24 protein-coding genes are annotated in these 26,530 nt (G+C 51.2%); 9 read left to right on the top strand and 15 right to left on the bottom strand.

The window, feature by feature from the left end; all coding sequences use genetic code 11:
* Nucleotides 1-102: 102 nt before the first annotated feature.
* A complete protein-coding gene (locus tag L0Y31_RS18835) occupies nt 103-2,370 on the top strand; it encodes an NADP-dependent malic enzyme (RefSeq protein WP_234734634.1) in 2,268 nt (755 codons plus the stop codon).
* 39 nt (nt 2,371-2,409) lie between these two features.
* Here L0Y31_RS18835 and L0Y31_RS18840 read toward each other — a convergent pair whose 3' ends face one another.
* The 7 genes from L0Y31_RS18840 to L0Y31_RS18870 form a co-directional block, all read right to left on the bottom strand.
* Nucleotides 2,410-2,904, bottom strand: coding sequence for a DUF4385 domain-containing protein (locus L0Y31_RS18840; RefSeq protein WP_234734635.1), 495 nt, complete (start codon nt 2,902-2,904; stop codon nt 2,410-2,412).
* Between the two features lie 66 nt (nt 2,905-2,970).
* The gene (locus L0Y31_RS18845) at nt 2,971-3,594 is read right to left on the bottom strand and encodes an SGNH/GDSL hydrolase family protein (RefSeq protein ID WP_234734636.1); all 624 of its coding nucleotides are present in this window, start codon (nt 3,592-3,594) and stop codon (nt 2,971-2,973) included.
* A 129-nt stretch (nt 3,595-3,723) separates the two neighbouring features.
* Nucleotides 3,724-4,848: a D-TA family PLP-dependent enzyme gene (locus L0Y31_RS18850; protein WP_234734637.1), complete on the bottom strand. Its 1,125-nt coding sequence runs from the start codon at nt 4,846-4,848 to the stop codon at nt 3,724-3,726.
* Nucleotides 4,845-6,161: a gluconate:H+ symporter gene (locus L0Y31_RS18855; RefSeq protein ID WP_234734638.1), complete on the bottom strand. Its 1,317-nt coding sequence runs from the start codon at nt 6,159-6,161 to the stop codon at nt 4,845-4,847. Before L0Y31_RS18855 ends, L0Y31_RS18850 begins: the two co-directional genes overlap by 4 nt.
* Nucleotides 6,162-6,244: 83 nt before the next feature.
* Nucleotides 6,245-7,507 (bottom strand): McrC family protein, encoded by a 1,263-nt coding sequence (locus L0Y31_RS18860; RefSeq protein WP_234734639.1) that lies wholly within the window; start codon nt 7,505-7,507, stop codon nt 6,245-6,247.
* 5 nt (nt 7,508-7,512) lie between these two features.
* The gene (locus tag L0Y31_RS18865) at nt 7,513-8,292 is read right to left on the bottom strand and encodes an META domain-containing protein (RefSeq protein WP_234734640.1); all 780 of its coding nucleotides are present in this window, start codon (nt 8,290-8,292) and stop codon (nt 7,513-7,515) included.
* Between the two features lie 81 nt (nt 8,293-8,373).
* Nucleotides 8,374-9,441: a Gfo/Idh/MocA family protein gene (locus tag L0Y31_RS18870; protein ID WP_234734641.1), complete on the bottom strand. Its 1,068-nt coding sequence runs from the start codon at nt 9,439-9,441 to the stop codon at nt 8,374-8,376.
* Between the two features lie 81 nt (nt 9,442-9,522).
* Here L0Y31_RS18870 and L0Y31_RS18875 point away from each other — a divergent pair, with 81 nt between their 5' ends.
* Both L0Y31_RS18875 and L0Y31_RS18880 read left to right on the top strand, forming a co-directional pair.
* Nucleotides 9,523-9,924, top strand: a complete 402-nt coding sequence (locus L0Y31_RS18875) for a hypothetical protein (RefSeq protein ID WP_234734642.1) — start codon at nt 9,523-9,525, stop codon at nt 9,922-9,924.
* 1 nt (nt 9,925) lies between these two features.
* A complete protein-coding gene (locus L0Y31_RS18880) occupies nt 9,926-10,300 on the top strand; it encodes a hypothetical protein (RefSeq protein WP_234734643.1) in 375 nt (124 codons plus the stop codon).
* 2 nt (nt 10,301-10,302) lie between these two features.
* On the opposite strand, the gene L0Y31_RS18885 is transcribed toward L0Y31_RS18880, so the two are convergent.
* From L0Y31_RS18885 to L0Y31_RS18895, 3 genes are read right to left on the bottom strand one after another with little or no spacing between them, the layout of a single operon-like run.
* A complete protein-coding gene (locus L0Y31_RS18885) occupies nt 10,303-11,400 on the bottom strand; it encodes an acyloxyacyl hydrolase (protein ID WP_234734644.1) in 1,098 nt (365 codons plus the stop codon).
* Nucleotides 11,401-11,402: 2 nt separating this feature from the next.
* Nucleotides 11,403-12,434 (bottom strand): galactitol-1-phosphate 5-dehydrogenase, encoded by a 1,032-nt coding sequence (locus L0Y31_RS18890; RefSeq protein ID WP_234734645.1) that lies wholly within the window; start codon nt 12,432-12,434, stop codon nt 11,403-11,405.
* A gap of 60 nt (nt 12,435-12,494) precedes the next feature.
* On the bottom strand, nt 12,495-14,081 hold the full coding sequence (locus tag L0Y31_RS18895) for an McrB family protein (RefSeq protein WP_234734646.1): 1,587 nt from the start codon (nt 14,079-14,081) through the stop codon (nt 12,495-12,497).
* Between the two features lie 78 nt (nt 14,082-14,159).
* Here L0Y31_RS18895 and L0Y31_RS18900 point away from each other — a divergent pair, with 78 nt between their 5' ends.
* Complete coding sequence (locus tag L0Y31_RS18900) at nt 14,160-15,017, top strand: hypothetical protein (protein WP_234734647.1); 858 nt, start codon at nt 14,160-14,162, stop codon at nt 15,015-15,017.
* 15 nt (nt 15,018-15,032) lie between these two features.
* On the opposite strand, the gene L0Y31_RS18905 is transcribed toward L0Y31_RS18900, so the two are convergent.
* On the bottom strand, nt 15,033-18,032 hold the full coding sequence (locus tag L0Y31_RS18905; protein ID WP_234734648.1) for an FAD-binding and (Fe-S)-binding domain-containing protein: 3,000 nt from the start codon (nt 18,030-18,032) through the stop codon (nt 15,033-15,035).
* A gap of 188 nt (nt 18,033-18,220) precedes the next feature.
* On the opposite strand from L0Y31_RS18905, the gene L0Y31_RS18910 reads away from it, so the two are divergent.
* Nucleotides 18,221-18,406 (top strand): hypothetical protein, encoded by a 186-nt coding sequence (locus tag L0Y31_RS18910; protein ID WP_234734649.1) that lies wholly within the window; start codon nt 18,221-18,223, stop codon nt 18,404-18,406.
* Nucleotides 18,407-18,464: 58 nt separating this feature from the next.
* Here the strand turns inward: L0Y31_RS18910 and L0Y31_RS18915 are convergent, their stop codons facing one another.
* Nucleotides 18,465-19,199, bottom strand: a complete 735-nt coding sequence (locus tag L0Y31_RS18915; RefSeq protein WP_234734650.1) for a T9SS type A sorting domain-containing protein — start codon at nt 19,197-19,199, stop codon at nt 18,465-18,467.
* 137 nt (nt 19,200-19,336) lie between these two features.
* Between L0Y31_RS18915 and L0Y31_RS18920 the strand changes: the two genes are divergently transcribed.
* Nucleotides 19,337-19,666, top strand: coding sequence for a tRNA-binding protein (locus L0Y31_RS18920; RefSeq protein WP_234734651.1), 330 nt, complete (start codon nt 19,337-19,339; stop codon nt 19,664-19,666).
* A 1-nt stretch (nt 19,667) separates the two neighbouring features.
* Here the strand turns inward: L0Y31_RS18920 and L0Y31_RS18925 are convergent, their stop codons facing one another.
* On the bottom strand, nt 19,668-20,705 hold the full coding sequence (locus L0Y31_RS18925) for a bile acid:sodium symporter family protein (protein ID WP_234734652.1): 1,038 nt from the start codon (nt 20,703-20,705) through the stop codon (nt 19,668-19,670).
* A 31-nt stretch (nt 20,706-20,736) separates the two neighbouring features.
* On the bottom strand, nt 20,737-22,131 hold the full coding sequence (locus L0Y31_RS18930; RefSeq protein ID WP_234734653.1) for an MATE family efflux transporter: 1,395 nt from the start codon (nt 22,129-22,131) through the stop codon (nt 20,737-20,739).
* A 175-nt stretch (nt 22,132-22,306) separates the two neighbouring features.
* On the opposite strand from L0Y31_RS18930, the gene L0Y31_RS18935 reads away from it, so the two are divergent.
* The 3 genes from L0Y31_RS18935 (at nt 22,307) to L0Y31_RS18945 (ending at nt 25,702) form a co-directional block, all read left to right on the top strand.
* Nucleotides 22,307-23,068 carry a DUF4290 domain-containing protein gene (locus L0Y31_RS18935; RefSeq protein WP_234734654.1) on the top strand — a complete coding sequence of 254 codons (762 nt, stop codon included), beginning with the start codon at nt 22,307-22,309 and terminating at the stop codon, nt 23,066-23,068.
* Between the two features lie 81 nt (nt 23,069-23,149).
* Nucleotides 23,150-24,472, top strand: coding sequence for a UDP-N-acetylglucosamine 1-carboxyvinyltransferase (gene murA / locus L0Y31_RS18940; RefSeq protein WP_234734655.1), 1,323 nt, complete (start codon nt 23,150-23,152; stop codon nt 24,470-24,472).
* Between the two features lie 102 nt (nt 24,473-24,574).
* The gene (locus L0Y31_RS18945) at nt 24,575-25,702 is read left to right on the top strand and encodes a hypothetical protein (RefSeq protein ID WP_234734656.1); all 1,128 of its coding nucleotides are present in this window, start codon (nt 24,575-24,577) and stop codon (nt 25,700-25,702) included.
* Between the two features lie 3 nt (nt 25,703-25,705).
* Here L0Y31_RS18945 and L0Y31_RS18950 read toward each other — a convergent pair whose 3' ends face one another.
* A complete protein-coding gene (locus L0Y31_RS18950; protein ID WP_234734657.1) occupies nt 25,706-26,440 on the bottom strand; it encodes an SDR family oxidoreductase in 735 nt (244 codons plus the stop codon).
* Between the last annotated feature and the right edge of the window lie 90 nt (nt 26,441-26,530).

The following is a 26,530-nucleotide window of genomic DNA, read 5'->3' on the forward strand; positions in this document are numbered from 1 at the left end:
TGGCGAAGCCCGTCTTTATTAGCCTTGTAGTCAATATTCAGCGATTGACAACCCAGTAGTTTTTTCAGTACCTTTGCGGCCTTATATCAGAAAATACACCGCATGGAAAAAAAGATACGCCGGGAAGACGCGCTGGAATACCACGCCAAAGGTCGTCCGGGAAAAATAGAAGTTATTCCCACCAAGGAAACCAATACCCAGCGCGACCTCTCGCTGGCTTATTCGCCGGGCGTGGCCGAACCTTGTCTGGAGATCGCCGCCAACGTCGAAGAAGTGTATAAATACACGGCCAAAGGCAACCTGGTAGCGGTTATCTCGAACGGTACTGCCGTACTGGGTCTGGGCGATATTGGTCCCGAGGCCGGCAAGCCCGTTATGGAAGGCAAAGGGTTGCTATTCAAAATCTATGCGGACATTGATGTTTTTGATATTGAGCTAAATACAAAAAACGTCGATGAGTTTGTCCGGACCGTCAAAATTCTGGAACCCACCTTTGGAGGCGTCAATCTGGAAGATATTAAAGCACCAGAATGCTTCGAAATCGAAGAGCGGCTCAAGAAAGAGCTGAATATTCCGGTCATGCACGACGACCAGCACGGAACGGCAATCATTTCGGCGGCGGCCCTGCTCAACGCGCTGGAAATTGTTGGCAAAAAAATTGGCGAGGTTAAAATTGTCGTAAATGGTGCCGGTGCCTCGGCGATCTCCTGTACCAAACTTTATGTTTCGTTAGGGGCCGATGTCAAAAACATTATCATGTGCGACAGCAAAGGCGTTATTCGCGCTGACCGCACCGACCTGGACGAACGGAAAAGCCAGTTTACTACCACTCGCGACGTCTATACGCTGGCCGAAGCGCTGGCAGGCGCGGACGTTTTTATTGGGCTTTCCAAAGGGAATGTCGTATCGCAGGACATGATTCGTTCCATGGCTGCCAATCCGATTGCCTTCGCGATGGCCAACCCAACGCCCGAAATTTCGTACCCCGAAGCAATTGCCGCCCGTGAAGATATCATCATGGCAACAGGGCGCTCGGATTATCCAAATCAGGTCAACAACGTACTAGGCTTTCCCTTCATTTTCCGGGGGGCACTCGACGTTCGGGCGACTGAAATCAACGAAGAAATGAAGCTGGCCGCCGTTCATGCGCTGGCCGATCTGGCCAAAAAACCCGTACCCGATATTGTCAATTTAGCCTATAATGAGGCGAACCTGATGTTTGGCCGGACTTACATTATCCCAAAACCGGTTGACCCGCGCCTATTGGTTACCGTGGCTCCGGCCGTTGCCAAAGCAGCCATTGCTTCGGGCGTTGCCAAACACCCCATCACCGATTGGGAAGCTTACGAAGCGCAACTGGCTCATCGTCTGGGTCAGGACAATCAGATTTCACGGGTTATTCTGAATAAAGCCAAGTCGGCACCGAAGCGGGTAGTTTTTGCTGATGCAGAAAATTTAAAGGTATTAAAAGCGGCTCAACAGGTTCGGGATGAAGGCATTGCTCATCCTATTTTGCTGGGGAGAACGGCTACCATCCAGGCCCTGATCGAAGCCAACAAACTGGATTTAGGTTCAACACCCATCATTGATCCACGGGAACCCGAACAAGCTGAATTGGTGCAAAAGTTTGCTGGTTTGTTCTACGATAAGCGGAAGCGTAAAGGGATCAATTCCCTGGAAGCCGAAAACCTGATGTATTACCGGAATTATTTCGGGGCAATGATGGTAGAAACCGGTGAAGCCGACGCCCTGATTTCTGGTTTAACGCGGAACTATCCCGATACGATTCGTCCGGCCCTGCAAGTTATTGGTAAAGAGGCGGGCGTTGAGAAAGTGGCCGGGATGTATATTCTGCTGACTAAACGCGGACCGCTGTTCTTCTCCGATACCACCGTTAACTTTGACCCAACGGCAGAGGAAATCGTCGAAATCACCGAGACAACCGCCCGGGCAGTGGAGCGTTTTAACATCAAGCCCCGGATTGCGTTGGTAACCTATTCCAACTTTGGCAGCGCCAAGGGAGAAGATGGTGCCAAAATGAACCGCGCTGCCGAGATTCTTCAGCGCAAGCACCCGGACATGATTGTTGACGGTGAAATTCAGGCTCACCTTGCCTTTAATACCGAGCTGCTGCGTCAGAGTTATCCGTTCAGCAAGCTGGTTGAAGAAGGTGCTAACACCTTGATTTTCCCGAACTTATCGGCTTCTAACATTGCTTATAATTTAATGTCGGAAGCAGCGGGCGTTGATATTATTGGACCGATCCTACTTGGCTTGCGCAAGCCCGTACACGTGTTGCAGTTAGGCTCGTCCGAGCGCGAAATTGTCAACATGGTGGCCATTGCCGTAGTCGAGGCACAAGGAAAATAAATTGAAAAGGCTGACACGTGGTGAGTTATCCATCACGTGTCAGCCATATTTTTCCTGCCACTCTTTCCTCAGTCGCTTATAATCAGGGTCTTCGCGAGCTTGAAGGTACTTTTCCCGAAAAATGGCGGCGCTTTCGGCTTTCACCGGATCCACGTCCAGGGGAAGCATATCCCGGCCGTGCGCTCCACTACGCCCTTTCTGGTCATCGGGCACGGGGCCATCGTATTTCTGACCCGTCCGGTGATTGGCATAGCGGCGAGAACGCGTTACGCCCATTTGCAGGAATTTCCGGGCCATGTCCATGCCGATAAAATCGTCGGCAGCTTTATAGTCCAGAAACAACTGGTAGATTTTTTCCGACGATTCCCGGGCAATTTCCGGCGTTTTAAAGCGCCAGTGCGGCAAAATTTCCGACTTGTAGGGCTGTACCAGCAAAACGCCCTGCTCTCCCTTACCCACCCGATACAGTTCGGGCTGCTCCCGAAGATCGAGCGAGCGATAATCCAGCGAATAATCGAACGGTTGACGCGGCATTTGTAGTCAGTTTACACTACAACTAAACGCGTCAGGCCGAAGTTTGACTAGGTTTTGTACCTTACTCTACTTAACCGCTACCAGCGCTTTATACATTTCATCCGCAACAAGCTGATTTCCAATCTCATTCAGGTGAACTCGGTCAGTCGTCAGAATGCCCTTTTCTTTGTTATCCGGGTTGTTTTTCTGGTAATAATCCATGAAGGTTTTGCGCAAATCCACCAGTGGCAGCTTGTGTTTGACCGACAGATCCCGAACAAATTTTGTGTACTGATTTAAGTCGCCGTCCTGCTGGTTCGATGCATCGGCACGCTCTCCAATCACGGCGGGCGTCACTAGAATAACTTTGCTCCCGGCAGCCTGTAACTTCTTGATTACCGCGTCGTAGAACTTAATAAACTTGTCTGGATCAGTGCCTGTACCGTGGGTGCTCTTGTGCCATACGTCATTTACGCCGATGTAAATAAACGTGACGTCTGGTTGTTTAGCGATCACATCCTCATCCATCCGCAAAAAGAGGTCGTAAATTTTATTCCCGCCGATACCAGCACCGACAACGTCGTAATCATTGCCCTTGTTTTCTTTGGCCAGACGGTCTTTCAGGCGCGTAATGTACCCGCCCGGCTGGATGCCAGCCTGCGTAATGGAATCACCAAAGAAAATAACACGGGTCGGTTTTGCTGGCGTCATAGCCACCCAAATCAAAGTCAAAAAGACAAACGGAAAGAAACGCATGGGTCAATTAAACGTTAATAATTAGAGTTAAGAGTTACTGATGATGCCTTTTTACTCGTCCGGCAGGGCACTTTCACATGACTTTTAATAAGTCAACCGACGCCGACGGGCCTCAACCGCCCAGCGCATGACGAATTGATTGGCCTGAATCACATTGGCTTCGTCGTGTAAAGCCACCGTTGGGCAAATGTGGTACGGAACGCCGTATAACTCATTGCCAACTTCGAGCGTCTCCCAGTTGGCAACGCGTAAAACCAAGTGCTCTTCGCTTTGACCAATCACTTCATAACCAGACAAATTCAAAAACTTTACCCGCCGATCTATTGGATTCTCGGCTGCGACTGCCTTGTGTCCTAAATCGGTGGTAATGATGCCGGGAGCTGGTTTTGAAACAATACGGGTCAGCAGCAAAGCGGCCCACTCAAAGGGCTGCTCGGGCAGTAGATCATCATATCCCCAATCCCAGAAAACGCAGGTTCCCGGACTGCACCACACGTCGGGTCGGTTGGCGTGTACCGTAAACGTAGGCGTTCCTCCTACAATTAGCGCCGGGCGCGTTGCTCCCTCACTTTCCAACTGATCGATGACGGCCAGCAATGGAGCCAAAGCGGCATCCGCTTTGGCCTGGCGAACGGCTACGTCTGCATCGCGCAAATGGCCATCGTAAGCATGAAATCCCCGTAAATTAAACCGTTCGTCGTTGCACAATTGCCAGTAAAGCTGGGTCAGTTCTTCATTAGCTGCGTGACCCGTTCGGTTCATGCCTACGTTTACATCAATGTAAACGGCTGGTTTGTGCGTTGTCTCGGCAAACGCCTCCCCCAACTCTTCTGCCGATTCGGCATTATCGATCAGGGAAGCCCATTCGACCCAGGTGTAGGCGGCCACTAGGTCCCGAAAGCGAGCCAGTTTTGGGCCGGTTAGTTGGTAGGCAATCAGTACGTGTCTGGCACCTGTATCGGCCAGCATTTCGGCCTCGGCAATGGTAGCACATTTGAATTTATCGACACCCGCATCAACAAGCATTTTGGCAACTTCGGCCATTTTCGTGGTTTTGACGTGCGGAATCAGCTTTTCAGCATCGCCACCCACCATGTCCAGCATGGCCTGAATATTATCCGCAACCCGCTCCGAATAAACCAGTAGAGCTGGGGAGTCGATTTGCTTACTTTCGTCAATTAAATACCACTCCTTCTGTTCCTCGTTCATATAAATAAGTTCAAAGTCAATACACCGAACAAACCAATCACGGAAACAATAGTTTCCATCACGGACCAGGTCTGAAGCGTTTCTTTGATGCTCAAGTTGAAATATTCTTTAAACAGCCAGAAGCCGCCATCGTTCAGGTGCGAAAACATCAGGCTACCGGAGCCGATGGCCAGCACCATTAGTTCGGGCTGCACGTGCTGCTGCTGAATTAAGGGTAAAATGATTCCTACTGTTGTCAAACCCGCTACCGTGGCCGATCCAACACATACCCGAATGACGGCAGCAATGCCCCAGCCCATGACAAGGGGAGAAATCTGGACGCCCCGGAGCATTTCGCCAATGTAGGCACTGGTTCCGCTATCGATAAAGATTTGCTTTAATGCCCCCGCACCGGCAATAACCAGCAAAATTGGTGAAGCTGCTTTAATGGCTTCTTCCAGCTGTTTCATGACCTCTTTCATGCTGTCGCCCCGTTGCAAACCAAGGGCGTAGATTGCCACCAATACCGAAACCAGCATCCCGATATAAGGTTCAGCCATCAGCGTAACCAGTTTGCCAGCCAGCGAATCGGGCGCAAAAACAGTTTTCAGCGGTCCGAATACCGTCAACAAAACGACGGGCAAAAGAGCGACCAGAAAGCTTACGCCTGTGCTGGGTAGGTTTGTGTCGGGAACTTCGCGGATATTGAACAGGTCGCGGTCGGGTTTAGGGGTATACCGTTTCAGCGTTTTTCCGAAAATCGGTCCGGCAATGACAATGGCGGGAATGGAAACGATAATGCCATACAACAGCGTTCGGCCGATGGGTGCGCCCAATTGGTTGGCGATGGCGGCGGGTGATGGGTGCGGTGGCAGGTAGCCGTGCGCCACCGATAAGGCCGACAGCATGGGGATAGCTATCGTTAGCATGGGCAGTCCCGACGAAGCGGCGATGGTAAAAATTAAGGGGACGACAATAATAAAACCGGCATTGTAGAACAGCGGAATACCGATGATGAAGCCAGCCAGAGCCAGTCCCCAGCGAATATTTTTCATACCAAACCAGCTAATCAACACATTGGTGATGCGTCGGGCGGCACCACTTTCGGCTACCAGCCGACCCAGCATGGCCCCGAAGCCAATGATTAACACAAGGTCACCCAGGGTCCCTCCAATCCCACTTTGGATGGCTTTACCAATGGCAGCCACGTCCATCCCGGCAACCAGCCCCAGCCCAATGGAAACCAGCAGGAACGAAATAAAGGTATCTAACTTAACGAAGGCAATTAAAAAAACCAGGGCCAGGATGCCCAGAAAGGTTAGTAGAAGCGGCATGTAAACTACGTTTTATGGATTTAGGCGTACAAATTGAAGCAATTGTCAACTGTGGTCGTAAGTTAATGCAAAGCATTTCATACTCACCCTTCCTGATTCATTATTTTGCGAACCTCCTGCTCCAAAGGCTTTACCACATCGAACGGAACCACCCGCAACTGAAGGCCCGAATCGTAGCCAAATACGGGCAAGGGCTCCCGAAACGTGTCGCTGGTCGGGTAGATTAACACAAGTTTACTGGCTTCGTATTTCTTTCCGTAGGCATACAACTGGTACATATCCGCCGAGTCGATGCCGTAGTTTCCAGCCTGGTTGGCAGCGTCAATGGTTTTCCATTTGGTATCCAGCACAATGACCTCCTTTCCGTGCCGCCAGATGATGTCGGGACGCAGCCGAAACCGCCGCTCGCCGCCGTGTTCATCAATCAGGTGGCGCGAAGATTCCTGAAGCGTGATCTCTCCCTCGGTGCAATACCGCTTGAAACCCGCCGCCACGTAATCCTCAAAAACCCGTTCCATTGGAAAAAGCAGCGTCAGCATTCGATAAGACCCCGTTTTAGGCGCAAACGAGGTTTGAGCAAGCAGGATTTCAGCCCACTGAATAATGGAGTGGTACCGGTTAAACAGCCGACCGGCTTTTTGAGCCAGCCGGATATCGTCACCGATGCGGTTCGAAACAGGCACATCATCCAGCGCAAACAACAGTTGCCGGACACGGCTCTGATTCGCAACGGTTCGCGCCCGGCTTTGGACAAACAGCAGACTGCTTTTCAACAGCCGATTGGGTGCCACGTTGGTTAATCGTTCGGCATAGGCAATGGCTAGTCGTTCGGGGTGTTGAATCTGGTTCTGGATTTGGTCCCGAATCCGCAGTTTACCCCGCAAGAAGGCTTCGGACGTTTCAATAGGCACATAAGCCTGCTGGGTTCCCTGTCTGATAACCGTACTTACTTCGTCCAAAAAGGCCGTAATGAATACTTCCCACAAAGGCAGACGGGCGGTACCGGAAAGAGCCGTAGCCAGGTACCGAAACGGCACATCGCGGAGGTGGCGAAGCATGTGCAGCAGCACGACCTGCGGATTTCCGGCCACTTTCGGCAGAATCTCCACTTGCACGCCTTCGCGCGTTTCGATCAACCCGACGTAGTTTTTCGTTCGGATTAGTTCCCGCCCTTTCTGCCAGCCGTAGGACAATACGTTGTCGGCCTCATGTTCGGCAATAAAACCTTTCAGGCTTTCAAAAGCATCGGCTGGCAGGTAAATGGCCGTCCATGAATTCGTTTGATCGGGAAAATCCGCTTCCCGGCGAATCAATCCGTATTCAGCAACAGCGTATATCTTTGGCATTTAAGCTATCTTTTCCGAAACGTCATCACGTATTGTCCGTCCGCGAGCAACGTCAGGCGGTTTTGGGCAACGCGATACAGCGTAACACTCTGGAGCGTTTTCAGGTAAGCCGTCTCGAAACTAGAGGCGCAATATTTACGCGTGGCGGTGTTGGGAGCCAGCTTGATGCGGTCGCCTTCCGCCTTGATGTTGCCCCGAATTTCGTTGCAGCCCGCAAACCCCTGTACTTTACTTTCCACGGTGTTGATGGTGAGATTGGGTAACCGGCCCGAAAACTGTTCCGGGCGCATCCGTTGGCCGCGAAACGTTTCCAGCACCCAGTTGGTATTTAGGCGAATCGGACCATTCAGAAAGCTCCCCATGCCGTTGTAGCGCTTCCCGCCCGATTCGACCCAAACGGTATACGCAAACTCTTCCCCTGATTTTTTGTCCCGGCTAACCACCGGATCAATCCCAATCAACAAGCGACCTTTGGCGTCTTTGGCTTCCAGCACAACACCCCGGCTTTTTGACGAACGCTGGGGCTTGGGTGTAGTCATGGTGATGGTTCGCGCCCCGGGTGCCCGAAAATGAGTCTGTTTGGCAAAATCAACATCCAGTGTCCAGCCCGTATCGTTTCCAAAAGCGGTAAAATCAATACCTTGGCGGCGTTTGGTGTTCCAATCGGCAGAAACCGTCGCATCAGTGCCGTTATTGGAATCGCGGTCTGGTGTGCTTTTACGATGACAACCCTCGAAAATGAAGAGCAGAAGGGTTAAATAACCAATTAATGGAATCGTTTTCATGGACAAGCTACTAAATCTGCTTACTCAACTACGAACCTTGCCGAAAGGTTACCAACTTTTGCGGTCGACCCAGCTTTGCAGTTAGGATACCTTGACGACCTGATCGATTTCGGTGGATTGATAGATAGCGGTGAATAAAGCAACTACCCGACGGCCATCTTCGCCCGTTATCAGCGGTGGCCGCCCCTCGCGAATGGCCGCGCAAAAATCCGCAATCTGCTCTGTAAAAAAGTAGGTTGTCGAATCGATCTGGTTGAAAAAAGCCGCGTCTTCGGCTTTCCAGTCCGCCAGTTTTTCGGTCTCGCCTTCGATGGTCCACAGGTCGTTTACCGGCGGTTCCAGAATCGACGACATCCCCGCGATGAACATAGCTCCTCCGTCCGTTTGCACACCGACCGAGGCCCCATTTTGCCCGTGAACGTGTACTTTCCCGTAAATACCCGGCTTCTGGCTGTTGCTCACCAGAATATTCCCAATACCGCCGTTCTTGAATTTAACCACGGCAACCGCCGTATCGTCTACTTCAATATACGGGTGGTTCATGTTGCGCCATAAGCCATACACCTCGGTTGGCTCGCCCATGTACCAGAGCAGCAAATCCAGTTGATGCGGTGCCTGGTTTACCAGAATGCCGCCGCCTTCGCCTTCCCACGTTCCCCGCCACGGATCGCTGCGGTAGTAAGCTTCGTCGCGCCAGCCCAGCAGTTGAATGGTTCCCAGGGCCGGTTGCCCAATTTTTCCGTCGTCGATGGCCTGTCTCATCCGCTTACAGGACGTGTAAAAACGACGCTGGCTAACCACGCCTAGGTAACGACCCGCCCGACGGGCTGCTTCGATCATTGCGTCGCAATCGGCTAAGGTTGAGGCCAGTGGCTTTTCCACTAACACGTGCGAACCTGCCTCCAACGCCGTTACAGCCGGATCGCGGTGGGCCGGATGGGGCGTGCAGATAATGGTCAGATCGACGTTTTCGCGGTCAATCATGTCGTAGATGTCACTGTATCCCGTAATGCCGTATTCTTGGGCAAAAGCGTCGGTTTTAGCGGTATTTCGGCCACAAATGGCAACCAATTTTGCTTCGGGAACCTGTAAGGTTGCTTTGGCGTGTAGGTGAGCTACTTTGCCGGGGCCAATAAGGGCGATGTTCATTGTGTGCTTAGGAATTGTTTTAATGACTTATTCCAACTATTGGATTAAATTATGAATCCTCTTGGCAAAAGTAAGAAAGCTATGAAAAGTTGGTTCATTGGTTTGTTTATAATTAGCCTATTTGCCTGCGATCGCAAAGCCGAGGTAATCCCAGATGCCTTCTATGACAGTCGCTGGCAGCTTTCGTCTACCCAAATGTCTGGCCAGCCGTCTATCTCGGTTGACCCTAACGGTTACCTTCAGTTTACCCGGGATGGGAAAATCCTGTACGATGGTAAAGATAACAGTACACTTTGTTGTGCACCAACGCGATTTACCCGCTCCGGCAATGTTCTTACCTACACAGAAACCGTTTCCTGTCCTCATGTAGACTGCCTCTTTGCCTCATCAGGGAAGATAGTATCTATTGATACAAACCTAACCATTGAAACCACATTTACCCCCGACATGAAGCGAATAGATACTTATATCCTGGCTAAATAATATGAAACGAATTTACTTTCTAAAATCGCTTTTTGTACCTATTTTCTTGGTTGTGGTTATCTCCTTGTCCTGCAAAAAGGAAAGTGATCTGAGTCCAAAGGAAGCCTGCGGCGTTCGTGATCCACTCAATAACCTGAAGTGGCTACGAAAGAAGATGGACCAGCTCCGGCAAGACAAAGAAGAAGCGATCACTACCGTTATACTCATTAAGGTCAACGGTCAGTCCTACATCCAGATTTATAAGAGCTATATGTCCTGTAGCTATTGTACTTTATATACTTGTGAGGGTGATCCAGTTATCAACCAGCCAATGACCCAACCATTCGTTCAAGAGTTGATGAATCCAGCAAACCGAACGACCCTCTGGCCAAAATAAGGCTAAAAATTAACGCCTAGACGCACGTCAAACCCTTCAGCGACCTGTTTGTTGGCCTTTAGACCTACCCCCGCTACTAACTGATCCGTAAACCGATACAGAAGCTGATAGCGCTGATAAATTACGTCGGAGTAAGGCTTGCCGGGATGAAGCAGGTTCCAGCCCATGTGTACGGCAAACGTATAGCGGCCCTGCCAAAGCTCATAGCCCGCCAGCAAAGCCAACTGACCGGAAGACGTTGTCAGGCTATCGCGGCGGATTGTTTCGCGCACGCTGCCGTCAGCAATGAGGTCAAACCCACCGGAAAGCGCGTGGAAACTGTTTAGGCGATACCCAGCCGTGAGTGTGCTGCCTAGCAAAGTACGCGGCAGTTCCGGGTGGCGGTCGGTCGCTTCCATCACCTTGATTGCTCCGAATGCCACCGCCCGGTAGGTCCAGCGCCGGTCGGGTTTGCGGCGCATCTGGTTCTGGTAAGCCGGAAAAGTGGTGGGCTGAGGATGATATTCCAGCCCCACCGACAAGGTCGGAAAATTCATTCCTTTGTTCGGCTTCCGAATCCCCCCGTTCGAAATGTGGTTGTAGTTTCCCGAAAGCACGAAATGCAGATTATTATTCAGGCGGTAATGCGCGCTAGCTCCTAACCCAACCAAGGCGCTGACAGGCAGGCTAAAAAAGACATTTTCCGGATTCGTCTGGCTGTCGTAAATGCGTGTCAGGTAGGTAAAACCCGCCGTGATGCGCGCCGAGAAATAGAGCCGGCTCCGGTACGAAATTAAGGGTTCGAAATACCCACCCGCTCCAACGGTCTGGCCTAAAACGACCGGGTCGTTAAAGTTGTAATAGTTCACATACGCCCCGACGCGGGCAAAACAGTTGCACCGCTCCCAAGCCCGCCGACTCAGCGCCATTCGGCTGTAAGTCAGCTCAAACCCAATTGGCTTGGAGCCAGAAATAGACCTCAATTCGCTGGAATGAGGAATAATAAATCCCGAATGAATTTTGGCTCCTAAAACTCGGTTCACCGCGGTTGTGTCTGCCTGACTCAGCGCCGAAGCCGTTCCAAGAAAGTACAGACACAAACCAGCGAGAAACCACTTCATACTTACGGTTTTAAGACCACTTTGATTAATCCGGGTTCTTTGGCGTAAAGCCGCTGAAACCAATCGGCCCCTTCATCCAGCGGCACCTCAGCGCTCAAAATCGCTTCTACGTCAATTTTGCCCGAAGAGATTAACTGCAACGCCGCTTCGTATTCCCCGTTGATGGCGCAGGAACCCTGCAACCGCAACTGCCGGGTTACGACGGCCTGCAACGGAATTTCGACTTTGGGTGCCAGATTACCGACCAGTGTCACCGTTGCCCCTTTGCGTACGCAATCGATGGCCAAATTAACCGTAGCACCGGCACCCACGACTTCAAAAGCGACATCCGCCCCCCGCCCTTGGGTCAGTTCCTGAACGCGGGCGGCCACGTTATCCGTTTTCGGATTCAGCGTATCGGTGGCACCCAGTTGGCGGGCCAATTCCAGCTTGTTGTCTTCCAGATCGACGGCAATTATGCGGCTACAACCAGCTATCTTCAACGCCTGAATCACGAATAAGCCAATCATGCCCGCTCCAACCACCACCGCCGAATCGTTCACGGTTAGCGGCGTCAGGCTTAAGGCGTGCAACGCCACCGCCACGGGCTCGACCAGGGCGGCCTGCGTAAAGCTAACGTTGTCGGGAATGGCATACAGAATGTGTTGCGGCACCGTGATAAATTCCGCGAAAGCGCCCTGACGCCGAAAATCGGGCGTTGAGACGCCCAGCACTTCCCGGCCATCGCTGAGGTTGTACATGCCCCGGCGGCTAAACCAATCGTCAAGCGCGTACACCGTCGAATCGAAGGTCACGCGATCACCTACTTCCCAGCCTTTCACCGCATCACCCACTTCCACGATGATGCCCGACGCTTCGTGCCCCATCACAATCGGCGGAATCCGGCGGCCACTGCTGCCGTCCATGCCGTGGACATCGCTGCCGCAAATCCCAACGGCCTGTACTTTTACCAATACTTCGTGGCTGGCCGGTTTTGGCTGCGGCAAATCCTGTAATTCAAAGTGCTTATATTCCGTTAAAACGAGTGCTTTCATGGTTTATAAAGAGCGAAAGTGATAAAGAGTGAAAGGCGCTTTACGCATCCAATCTTTCTCTCAAGGTTTTTGATACATCAAAATAAACGCCTCTTTTGGAATGCCTTCGTACGCCTGACGCTGCAAATTCGGATTAATTTCGTAGGTCGTTACGTCCTCATAGGCGTCGGGCTCCTCCCCAAACAAGTCTTTGGATAAAGCAGCGGTATACTTCCGTTTTACCCATACAAGTTTCTGATCGGGCAATTTCCCCCAAGCGGCGTTATCTCCTAAAACTAACTGAATTTTCCGCCAATCGTTGTAAAAATACTCCTGTAACAACGGAATAATTTTATCCCGAAAAACAGCGCACAAGTCCGGTAGCGTCTGTACGGCCAGCAGGTAAGCGTGTCCAATCTGGTGGTCGCGGTCGTACAGGTATTCGATGCGATTGTTAATTACCCGAAGCAATTCTTTCAAATCAACTTCCTCAATAACAGGCAGTAAAGCAGGCTCTGGCAAACGTTCGGTAAAGCTAAATCGCCGCCGCAGGGCAATATCCAGCAAGGCAATCGACCGGTCGGCGGTATTCATGGTGGCCACTACGTACAAGTTCAGCGGAACGCCAAACCGCTCGCCAGAATACGGCAATGTCAGGTGCAAACTATCTTCAGCACCTAACCGTTTGTTGTCTTCGAGCAAGGTGATTAGTTCTCCAAAAACGTTGGAAATATTAGCGCGGTTGATCTCGTCGATGACCAGAAAATGCACCGGTGCTTTCCCTAATTTTAGCTGTCGATTTTCGGCAGAATCGTTCAGACAATCACCCATTCCCCCATACCCCGCCAACTGAATGGCTTTGACACAAGCCTGGTAAAAAATGCCTTTACGCACCCGGTAATCTACCTGTCCGCCCCGCACTTCGGGTCGGATGCCTTCTACAAATTCCTCGTAGCCAAACGAGGGGTGAAACGTTACCCAGTCAGAGGAATACGGCTGAATTAATTGCTGAACGGCGTAGGTTTTCCCCGTACCCGGCGGACCGTAGTAAACCAGGCTGCGCGGTATACTTGGCTGAACAACAGCATTTTCTGCGTAGGCCACCTCGGGTTCTTCCACCGTCATTGAACGCGACTCGGCCAACGATGGATCAACGGTCAGCCGCAGAATTTCGCTCAGGTACGCTTCGTCTTCGGCAGCTTTGTACATCTCCGCGTTATGCCGGTACGTATGCGGCCCACGTTTGGCGCTTTCGACCAATTCCAGCAGGCAATCTTCCCAGCACCGCCGCAAAACCGGATGGTTTAGCAAATGCATGTCCGATTGCCCGATCACCACCGACACGTACGGCGACTTTTCCGAAAGCGGCACAAAATCAATCTCCGACAGGCCCGTGAGCTGATCCCGGCAGCTATTTTTAATGGTTAGCCAGAATTCCGTTTCCCCCCGCCGTGGCTGGTGCAAGCGCAAGGCCCAGAAAAAATTAATGTTAGCGGCAATCCCCTTTAAATCTTTTCGGGTTACTAATGCTAACCGATTGTCGCCATTTGGTACATTTATTAAATCAATTAGCTCTTTCAATAATCCGAAAAAGCGGCGAATCGATTCTGGATTTCGGATCTCCCGAAGCTTTTCTAGTAAAAGTTGTCGCTGTTCCTGGTGACCCATGCTCTAATTTAGTGTCCAACAAGTATAATGATCGCGAATGATAGATATAACAGTAATCCCTCTACTTCCTCTATCTATATGCTAAAAAATAAATTTCTTGTTATCGGGCTGATTGGTAGCCTATCGGCTTGCCAACTGGCTACGAAAGAAATAACGGATCGGGTTTGCCTCCTGACCAATGCCACCGAACAGGTTGTTCAGGGCGGAAAAACCATTACGTCTGGTCAGCAAACTGTTGTATTTAACATTCAGGGCCAGCCTACCGATTTTACCGAAAAGCGGAACGGTCAGGATGTTCATTTTTCGATTGAGTACCAGGGCCAGTCCGCCGTTCATGCCTATCTGACGGGTAAGCCTGATCAACAGGTTACGTTCTTCTACAATGCTGAGAATAAAATGTCGAAAGCCATTTATTACAGCAAAAATATTGAGCAAGCCATCTATACTTTTGTCTACGACAATGGCCGCATCAACAGCCTGAATGAAGTCAGAAAGGCCGATTTACAGGCCAACCAGCCCGCTAATCGCACGTTTCAGTTTGTGCGCGACGACAAACACAATGTCATCCAGCAAACCCTGACGACGACCGTTCCGGGCCAGTTGCAAACGCAGGAAGAATGGCAATTCAAAATGGGTTCGTTGTTGCACCGCAGCCCCTACGCCGACTTTAGCCAATCGCCTATTTTCCTGGTTCTTTCCATGGCCAATAACCCAGGTGAGGTCTTGCCCGCCCGCTTTCTTCAGGTCAATGATTTTGTTTCCTACGAGCGAAAACTGCTGCGAACCAACAACCCTGTTTTGCTGGAATCAGCGACGTGTCAGGCGGAATACGACGCATTCAACAACCCCGTCCGCCGGACAATCGAGCAGGTTATCCACCCCAATACCCAAACCCAACGCGCTACCCAGACCTTCGCTTATAACTGCTCAGAATAATTTGGTAACACATTGTTAATTAATCAGACTCTCGTACAGAATCTCGGCGGGGTGCTTGGCAATCCGGCCCGTTCCGTCCTTGATCTGGTGGCGGCAACTCGTTCCGGGGGCGGCAATCAGCACGCTTTCCGGCTGCTGCCGAACGGTGGGAAACAAGACCAGTTCGCCTACCTGCATCGACAGCGTATAATGCTCCGACTCATACCCAAAAGAACCCGCCATTCCGCAACATCCCGACGGAATGAGTTGTACTTCGTAATTTTTCGGTAGAGACAGCATTTTTTTAGTAGCGACCAACGACGAAAGTGCCTTCTGGTGGCAATGTCCGTGCAGCTTAATTAGACGCTTTTCGCTCGTAAAAAGCGTTTTATCAATCCGTTTCGCATCAATTTCCCGCGCGATAAATTCATCCACTAACAGGGCATTGCGGCCAATTTGCTGCGCATCCGCCTTGAGCGAATCGCCCACCAGATCGGGATATTCGTCGCGGAAAGTCAGAATCGCGGAAGGCTCAATGCCGACCAAGGGGGTGTCGTCCGTAATCAATTTGGCTAAAGATGTTACGTTCCGGGTGGCAATCTTTTGCGCCTCTTTCACCAACCCTTTCGACAGATACGTTCGGCCACTTTCCACGTGTTCGGGTATTAGCACCTGATAGCCCAGCCGTTCCAGCAACAACACCGTTTTCTGCCCAACTTCCACATCGTTGTAATTGGTAAACTCGTCGCAGAAAAGGTAAACGGTGGGTCCCTGACCACGTACCTCGCTCTTTTTTCGGCCCGAAAACCACTTCTTCAGGGTCGTTCCGGCCAAGTGGGGCATGGTTCGGTCCGGGTGAAAACCCACTGTTTTGTTGGCCAACCGCCGCAGGCTGGGCGTGTTGTAGATGGCGTTGTAGGCCCAGGGCGCCAGACTGGCCAGGGACATCAATTTGGTAAAATTCCCAATCAACCGAGTGCGCGTCGAAGCGCCTACTTTCTCGTTGTATTCGTTGATAAATTCAGCCTTCATCTTGGCCATGTCAACGCTGGACGGGCATTCGGCTTTGCAGCCTTTGCAGGACAGGCACAGATCCAAAACTTCCTTTACAGTGTCGTAATCGTACTTGGATCGTTCGGTAGGGTTGGTATAAAAATGCCGCAGGATATTCGCCCGGGCGCGGGTGGTTTCTTTTTCGTTGCGGGTCGCCATGTAGCTGGGACACATCGTACCGCCCGTAATGTGGGTTTTGCGGCAGTCGCCGGAGCCGCTGCATTTTTCCGCCAGATTCAAGATTCCCTCATCCGCCGAAAAATCAAAAACGGTGTTGACGAAAGGCGTTTTCTGGTTTGATTCGGCAACATCCGCTTCGTAGCGCAAAAACTCATTCATCGGCGGGGTATCCACAATTTTGCCGGGATTGAAAATTTTCTGCGGGTCCCACGTACGCTTAATGTCCTGCACCAGTTTAAACGCCGCTTCGCCAATCATAAACGGAATAAATTCACCCCGCAAGCGGCCATCGCCGTGCTCCCCCGACAACGATCCGCCGTATTTCTTCACCAGCGCCGCCGTATCAGCCAGCAAAGCGCGAAATTTCTTCCGACCTTCTACTGATTTCAGGTTAATCAGGGGTAAAACGTGCAGTTCGCCCGCACCGGCATGGGCCGAATATTCCAGCGCCAGACCGTGTTTTTCGGCGGCCATGTGCTCCAATTCGTCGATGTAATTCGGCAAATCGCGCACATCAACCGCGCAATCTTCAATCAGGTTAACCGGCTTATCATCGCCCGGCACATTATACATAATGCTCAAACCCGCCTTCCGCAGGTTCCAGGCTTTTTTGGCGTCTTCGCCGTGCAATACCGGAAAGGCATAGCCGAGGTTGGCTTCTTTTAACGCAAAAATCAGGTTATCAACCTTTCTGGCCAAGGTTGCGGCCTCTTCTGCAAAAAACTCGACCATCAGAATCGCTTTGGGATCGCCCTGAACAAAATCGCGGTTTTTGGCCTGCTCGATGTTGGTTTTGGTTAATTGCAGGATGTAGTCATCAACCAGTTCGGAGGCGTAGCAACCATGTTCGAGAGCCACCAAATTCGCTTCCAGCGACTGCCGGATTGTCTGGGTATGGACGCACACGAGCGCACTTTCTTTCGGCGGCAATGGCAGTAAAGCCAGCTTCGCCTCAGTGATGAAACAGAGCGTCCCCTCCGACCCCGCAATGAGGCGACAGAAATTAAAGGTTTTTTCCCCCGCCAGATCGTTCAGCGGAATTGGTTCAAAAAAGGGCAACAAAGCGTCCAGAGCGTAGCCTGTATTTCGCCGGGTGATGGTTGGTTTGGGAAAGCCTTCCCGAATCAGTTGCTGCTTGTCGGCTTCTCCAAGCATATCGTCAATATGCTGATAAAGCTGCTGCTCCAGAGGGCTGGCAACGTCCTGACCGGCGCACTTCGCCCGAAATTCGGCTTCCGTGAGGCTCCGAAATTCAACCTCGCTCCCATCGCTCAACAGGGCCTTAACGCTGACCAGGTGATCGCGGGTGCTGCCCCAGACGATGGAATGCAAGCCACAGGAATTGTTCCCAATCATGCCGCCAATCATGGCGCGGCTGGCCGTCGACGTTTCTGGACCAAACATAAGCCCGTGGTCTTTCACACCCGCGTTCAGATCATCCCGAATAACGCCCGGCTGCACACGCACCCATTGCTCCTGCGCATTGATTTCCAGAATATTCGTAAAGTAATTGGAAATATCGACAACAATACCGCTCCCCACCACCTGCCCCGCCAGCGACGTTCCGGCGGCCCTTGGAATCAGTGACGTTTTGTGTTCCTGCGCAAATTGGATCAAATGGCGGATGTCATCCACCGTTTTCGGAACGGCTACCGCCAGCGGTTTTTCCTGGTAGACAGAAGCATCCGTTGCGTACAGCCACCGCATGGCTTCGTGCCGGTACGACTCATCAAAGTAGAGATCGCCCGACATGGCCGCATTCAACGCGTCAAAAGGCAGGGTTTTATGATTTAGGCGAAACATAGAGCAAGTCGAAATAGACTAGTAAAATTACGCTAAAACCGTAAAAATACTGCCTAAATGCCCGTCTCTTCCTGACGTTTGTTGGCGCGGGTAAGCCAATAAATAAATTAATGACAAACCAATCGGCCATTTCGGGCAAGCTCTAGTTGTATAGGGAATGTGAACTGATTCCATAAAACAATATAAATATGAGCTTGAAACGTGTGTTGGGCCTCCTCCTGACGGTGGCCGGTCTGATTGGATTGATTTACGGGGCGATGGATCTGACCAGCGGTGGCGTTGCCCGCGCCTCGCTGGTTTACCTGGTTTTGGGAGGTATTTTCTTCTTCTCCGGCATTGGCCTGATTCGTGGGACCAAGGACGAAGCTTTGTAAACAGATTTCCGGAAACTATAATGCCATTCGGTGGACATGTCCACCGAATGGCATTGCTTTATTGCTTTATAACGCGCCGCTGGTATCGCTGGTGTTCCGAACTAAAAAACAAGATATACTGCCCGGCCGCCAGGGTCGAAAAATCAAGATCGTGCTGTTCCTTTTCGCTCAATTGCATGGTGCGCAAGCGTTGACCCGTAACCGAAAAAACCTGCAAAGATAAAGGTGTGTCCGGCGTATCAGGCATATCAACCGTCAACTGATCAGACACCGGATTGGGATAAACTTTGGCCTCTTCGGGTTTAAATCTATTCAAAATTTCGTGAAGCTCATCGTAAAACTTATTCTTGGAAAGTTCGCCGTCCCGAGCCGAAATCCGTCCAGAAATCCGATCGCCTTCCCGCAACACATAAGTACCGCAACCGCCTAATTCATAGTCATTTACCTGCTCGTTCCCGTAATAGGGAGTCTCGAGGCGGCGGAGAATCAGCACCAGCTTCTCTCCTTTTTTGAATCCATGCGTATACAAGCGACACAAGTGCCCCGGATCGCCCCATACCCGGATAACATTCTTGTTTTCGGCGCCATGCAACACCTCGAGGACTTTGACGTCCATTCCGTGTTCTTCCTGGCTTTTCACTTCGGCCCGCACCATCAGAATCCCGGGTTGCCAGGCCGATTTTTCCGCGATGGACAGGAAAGGGCCACCATCCATGCAGCTACAGGCAAACGCGCTCCCGGCGCTGAAGACCCAGAGCAAACAAATCAAACATATTGGTAATAATCGTTTCATAAGCCTTTGTTTTCTAAGTAGACTCTTTTTGCGTTTAATCCGTTGGAAGGACATCAAGCTTGTTAACAAAAAATAGGCACTTTTGGCAAGATTTTCTACTTTCCTGTTTTCAATTATTAACCAATAAAACCAAAACAATGCTGACCTGGGATGATTTTGAGAAAGTGGACATCCGCACCGGAACGATTGTTGCCGTGGCTGACTTCCCAAAAGCCCGCAATCCGGCCTACCAGCTGACGATTGATTTTGGCGAACTGGGCACAAAAAAAAGCTCCGCGCAAATCACGAAGCTGTATACCCCAGAGGAGTTGATCGGCAAACAAATTGTTGCCGTCGTTAATTTTCCGCCCAAACAAATTGCCAATTTCATCTCCGAATGCCTGGTCCTGGGTGTTGTGGGGGCGGATAAAGAAGTAACCTTGCTGCTCCCCGACCGAGAAACGCCCAATGGCCTTCGAATTGCTTAAGCTACGCGGTTCCGCTTTTGCTGGTTGCCTTGCCCTGACGGGCCATCGCCTGGGCAATCGCACTGGCCGCGATGAGTTGCAGGGCGTGGTACATCATGATGGGCAGCAGCACGATCCCTGCCATGTTGCCGGGAAATAAAACGCTGGCCATAACACCGCCCTGCACCAACGATTTTTTCGAACCGCAAAACAAAGCCGTAACCCGATCCTCCCGACTGAAACCCAGCCAGTTGCTAACGAAGTTTATAAGCGCGAAAATCAGAAAAAACAGTCCCAGCATACAAACCCCCAGAATCAGCAAGTCGATGCCAGTCAGGCTTTGGAACATCCGTTTTTCGAAGGATTCGCAGAAGGATGTGTAGACGATCAGCAAGATGACAATCTGGTCGAAATAGCGCAAAAACTTCTTTTGTCGCTCGGCAAACGCCCCTAGCCAGCGGTTCAGTAAAATCCCCGCCACGACCGGTACTAATACCTGAATGACGAGTTTGAGGATAATGCCCCCCAAATCGAAATCGCCGCCACTGCTCGACAAAACAAGTCCCATCCACAGAGGCGTAATGAAAATGCCGATCAGGCTGGAAATGCTGGCGTTGAAAATAGCCGCCGGGATGTTTCCCTCCGCGATGGACACCATCACGACGGACGACGAAACCGTGGACGGTAAGGCACCCATGTAGAAAGCCCCGATCCACAACAAAGCTGTCTGCTCGGTGCTAAACAGCTCTTTCCCAGCCAGAATCAATAATGGAAAGACCACAAAAGTGGCCAAATGAATGGTAATGTGCAGCCGCCAGTTGCTTAGTCCCGCCCGCAGCTTATCCCCGCTTAACCGCAATCCGTAAAAAAAGAAAATTACGGACACCCCGTAATTAGCCAGTTCCGACAAAGAGAACGGACCTTCCTGTATACCCGGTGTCGGCCAGAGATACGCCAGACCAATCATGCCCAGAAGAGCCAACAAAAACCAGTCTAAACCAGCCCGGGCAGCCAACTCATACAGGGCACCCAAACCACGGGGGGACGTTTTTTTTACCATAATAATTCTTTTTCAACCAATAATAAACGCTTCAAAGAGTCGGCAATGTTTCCAGCGCTGTTCCTTCCTGAGCGGGCAAATGCATTCGTTTCACCATCCGAAAAAACCGCGTGGTTAGTAAAATAGCCGCTACCGAAAGACCTGCCAGTAGGCCAACCCAGACGCCGGTTACGCCCATTCCAAACCAGAAACACAGGACGTAACTAACAGGGAGACCCATGATCCAATAGGCAAATAAAGTAATGATCGTGGGAATATTCACATCCGACAAGCCCCGCAGCACACCTACACCCACTACCTGAATACCATCTGACAGCTGAAAAACCCCAGCCATTAACAACAGTCCAGCGGCAATCGTAGCGACCTCGGCATTATCCTGAATATAAAGAGTAGCCAACTGTTCGTTAGCCGTTACAAAAATTAGCGCACAGAAGCCCATCAACGCCCCCGACAATAAAAAAGCAGCCGTTCCGGCCCGGCGCACCAGCAGCGAACTGCGCCGCCCCACCGCATTCCCCACCCGAATGGCTCCGGCTGCCGAAACCCCCGTGGCCATCATGTAGGTCGTTGACGCCATGTTCATCGCAATCTGGTGCGCCGCCAGGGAGCTTTCGCCCAACCAGCCCACCATCACCTGCGCCAGTGAAAACGTAGCAATTTCGAAAAAGAAGGTCATGCCACCGGGTAAGCCTAGCCGCAATACTTTGCCAACTTCGGTAGTTATTTGCTGTTGCCGGTATGCCGGGGAAAAGTACTGCTTGAAGACCGATGCCCGCCGAATATACACCAAAATAGCGACCGCCATGTATGTTCGCGACAGCAGCGTAGCCGTGGCTGAGCCGTACAAGCCCATCTCCGGAAATGGACCAATTCCTAGAATCAAGACGTAATTTAGCAACGCATTAATGGCCAGGGCGGAGATGGTAATGCCCATCGCAACGCGCGGATAAGCCAATCCGTCACACAGCTGCCGCGCGGCCACAAACAGAAACAACGGAATATTAGACACGCTCATGATAATCATGAAGTTCCGGGCGAGTTCGGTTACCTGGGGTGTTTGCTGGAAAACGCCGAAAAAATAAGCCAGCGCCATCGAGGCCAGTCCCAAAACCAGACCCAGCAGCAAGGCCACGCGAATTCCACCCCGGAAAAGGCGGTTAATTTCGGCGCCATCGTTGCGCCCACGCGCCTGGGAAACCAGCGTTCCCACTACAGCCAGGCCACCTACTCCAATGCTGGATACCAGAAAAGCCAGTGAAACGGCCAGCCCCGCCGCGCCCAGAGGCACCGCACCCAGTAATCGTCCGACAAATAAATTATCGGTTACTCCCATTAAAACAACGCCTAATTGTGCAATTACGATGGGAATACTGAGCCGAAGGGTATCTGAGAATTCCGATTTATAAATTTGTAACCATTGTTTCATAGATTGACACAACACGGCATCAATCGGGGATGTTCCGCCGAAAAGGAAATGCTTAGCGCAGGCAAAGTCAATAAATGAGCTAACGGACAGTATAAAATCCTTTCTACGGCCTCGGTTCTATCCCTTATTCCCTAAATCTTTTTATTTTTGTTGCACACTTAATAGAAAACAGCGTTTGAAAGAATACGGCAGCAATATTCAGAAGCTTGTCACTCACCTGCAAACCATTGAGGATCGGGAGAAACGGACACGCTACGCCCACATCCTGGTGGAACTGATGCGACAGATCCATCCCAACATGCGGGATAATCAGGATTACTACAATAAATTGTGGGATGATCTTTACATCATGTCGGGGTTCACGCTTGATGTAGACAGTCCCTATCCGCCGCCATCGCCGGATGTGCTGGGTAAAAAACCGCAACAGGTTCCATACAACACCCACGCCCTGAAGCACAAGCACTACGGCTATAACATGAAACTTCTCATTAACAAGGCCGTATCTCTGGAAGACGCTGACGAAAGACGGGCTTTTGTCTCGTATCTGGCGCGCCTGATGAGAACGTTTTACACGACCTGGAACAAGGAATCCGTCGAGGAGGAAACGATTCTGCAAAGCCTCCACGAAATGTCAAACGGCAGCCTTCAGGACGATATTGAAATCATTCGGACCAATGGCTTTGTCGAAGCGACGCCGCGCGAACGCACGGGCGACCAGCAACCCCGCCGCTCGACGCCTGTTCAGGCTTATACGGGTCAGAGTAACCGGGATTCTGGGCACCGGGATACCGGCCACCGCGAACGAAATGAAGGGCGGAACTACTACCAGAATCCAAATAATCCATCGCGGGGAAATCAAAACCGGGACAACCGGGATTCAGGCGGCCACCGCAGCTTCCGGGGCAACCATAACCCGAACAACCGCAGAAAACGTTAAGACAATTCACGCGTTTAGTCGTATAAGCTGGCTCCACAAAGCCAGCTTATGCGAATAGCGCATCACTTTTTCCTAGAATCAATGGCCTCTTTCCGCATTGCCGGCGACCGTCGGCTGAAAGGCGAACTTTTCCCTCAAGGAGCTAAAAACGAAGCCCTGCAAATCCTGTGCGCCGTTTTGCTCACCAGCGAGCCCGTTATTATTCATAATATTCCGAATATTCGCGATGTCAATAAACTGATTGAATTATTGGGGGATCTCCGCGTCAAGGTTGAGCTTTTATCCAGTACTCCCCACGGTGATTCATCGTATCGTTTTCAGGCTGATGACGTCGATGTTGACGTATTAGACACCGAAAATTACCGCAAAAAGGCCTCAGCTTTGCGGGGGTCGGTTATGCTGCTCGGACCCATGCTAGCCCGTTTCAAGCAAGGTCGGATTCCACGGCCCGGTGGCGACAAAATTGGCCGTCGTCGGTTGGATACTCACTTCCTGGGCTTCGAAAAGCTTGGTGCTCAATTCAACTACGACGCCAATGACGGCGGGATGTACCACGTGGATGCCAGCCACCTGAAGGGAACGTATATGCTCCTGGACGAAGCGTCCGTGACCGGAACCGCTAACGTCCTCATGGCTGCCGTTCTTGCCGAAGGCACCACCACGATTTACAACGCTGCCTGCGAACCTTATCTTCAGCAACTTAGCAAGATGTTGAATCGCATGGGCGCTAAAATCAGTGGAATCGGGTCAAACCTGCTGACCATTGAAGGCGTGGAAAAACTAGGCGGAACCGAACATACGATGCTACCCGACATGATCGAAATTGGTTCGTTCATTGGGTTGGCCGCCATGACCCAGTCCGAAATTACCATTAAAAACTGCCGCGTACCGGAGCTAGGTATCATCCCGAACGTATTTGGACGCTTGGGGATTAAGATGGAAATCAGAAATGACGACATCTACGTTCCAGCTCAGGAACATTACCAGATCGAAAGTTTTCTGGACGGTGGCATGATGACTATTTCCGATGCTCCCTGGCCTGGTTTTACTCCCGACCTGCTGAGCATCATTCTAGTAACGGCCATTCAGGCGCAGGGAACGGTGCTGGTTCATCAGAAAATGTTCGAAAGCCGTCTCTTCTTCGTTGATAAGCTGATCGAAATGGGCGCTCAGATGATCCTTTGCGATCCGCACCGCGCGACCGTAATTGGTCTGAACCGCCAGCAGCAATTAAAAGGCATTCGGATGTCTTCGCCGGATATCCGCGCGGGCGTTGCGTTGCTGATCGCGTCGTTGTCGGCACAGGGAGATAGCATCATCGACAACATCGAACAAATCGACCGGGGTTACCAAAATATTGACCTTCGTTTGAACGCCATCGGGGCACAAATTGAACGGATATAATTAGCCACTCTACGTTATTTCTGGAAAGCCGCTCGCATTGCGAGCGGCTTTTTTGCTTACTTAGCAATTCCGTTATTATCCTAAACTTTTTACTTATTCAGTATGGCCCTTACTGCTGACCGCCGACCCTGGTTATTGCTCCTACTTAGTGCTATGCTTTATCTTTTCTACCCGGCAACGGTAAAGTCGGCGCCAAAGCCACCGAAGCGAAAAACAACCGTCTCCATCGTCGGCGATCAGTTTTACATCAACGGCAAACCGACGTTTAAAGGGCGTACCTGGAACGGCCACAAGATTGAAGGGCTCTTGCCCAATGCGCGGATGGTGCAGGGTATTTTCGAGGATCGAAACACCGAAACCCGATCAAAATGGGCTTACCCGGATACCAAAACCTGGGACCCTAACCGCAACACCAACGAATTTATCGAGGCCATGCCTGCCTGGAAGGCGCACGGTCTGCTGGCGTTTACGCTCAACCTGCAAGGGGGCAGCCCCGAAGGGTATTCAAAAGACCAACCTTGGATCAACTCCATGTTTAATCCCGATGGAAGTTGGGAACCGTATTACCACAACCGACTCAAAAAGATTCTGGACAAAGCCGATGAACTGGGCATGGTGGTCATTCTGGGACTGTTTTATTTTGGGCAGGATCAATACCTGAAAAACGAAGCGGCAGTGATTCGCTCCGTCGATAATCTGCTGGAAATCCTCGCCGAAGGCGGGTACCAAAACGTCCTGATCGAGATTAATAACGAATGCGACATCAAGTATGACCACGACATTCTGAAAGCCGAACGGGTGCATGAACTTATGCAACGCGTGAAAGCCTACAAAACGCGGGGCTATCGGTTTCTGGTCAGCACAAGTTACAGCGGCGGCAAGGTTCCACGGGAGAACGTCGTTCGGGAAGCCGATTTCCTGCTTTTGCACGGCAATGGCGTTAAAGATCCAGCCCGTATTGTGGAAATGGTGCAGCAGACCCGCGCGGTGGCGGGCTACCGAAAAATGCCCATCGTTTTCAACGAAGACGATCATTTCAACTTCGATCAGCCGAGCAATAACTTTCAGGCTGCCACCAGCGCCTACGCTTCCTGGGGCTTTTTCGATTACCGGATGAAGGACGAAGGCTTTAATGAGGGCTACCAGTCCGTTCCTGTCAACTGGCAGATCAGTTCTCCCCGCAAAAAGGCTTTTTTCGACTACCTAAAAACCATAACGGGTGGGCTTTAAGCCTTACGGATTCATGCGGTCGAACAAACTTTCGCGCCCCGACCGCAATCCTGCTGCCTGACCAATGGCGGCTTCCAGTGTGTCATTTTTAATGGCCTCCATCGCTTCCTGAATAAAGGCGTCGATGGGCATTCCGCCGTGCGACTGCGTTTTATCTTCCCGGTGATCGTGGCCTAATTCGGTGTCCACCGCTGGGGGAGCAATTTCAAAAACTTTGACGGGCGTGTCTCTGAATTGATGCCGGATAGACAACGTTAGCGAGTGAATGGCCGCTTTAGTTGCGCAATAAATTGGCATTGGCGCCAACGGAGCAAAAGCCAGCCCCGACGAAATGTTAATAATGGCCGCTTCATGCTGAGACGCCAGTTGGTGGGAAAACAGCGAAATCAGGTGAACCGGAGCGATAAAGTTGGTTTCTACCTCGGCGCTTATCCGACTCATATCCACCGGATCGGTCAGCTTGGTTTTCAACTGAATCCCGGCATTGTTGATCAATACATTTGTTTCGGAATGCTCCCGCATGATCCAGAGCGCCAGACTTTCCCGCTCTTTGGCGTTGGTAACATCGCAAACTTTGGTGATCAATTCAGGATATTGTTGCTTAATTTCAGCCAACCGGTCTTCCCGCCGACCGCAGATAATCACGTTGCTCCCCGCTTTCAGAAATTGCTCGGCAAAAGCCAGACCGATTCCGGAAGTCCCCCCGGTAATTAAGACCGTATTACCAGCTAGCTGCATGTTGTTGGATTCGTTAATCGTTGAAAAGAAACCGAAAAATAGTGCATCTTAACCAGCGGATCAAACCGTATAAGCGGCTAATGAGGCACG

Origin of the sequence: Tellurirhabdus bombi (assembly GCF_021484805.1) — a bacterium.
Lineage (GTDB): Bacteria > Bacteroidota > Bacteroidia > Cytophagales > Spirosomataceae > Tellurirhabdus > Tellurirhabdus bombi.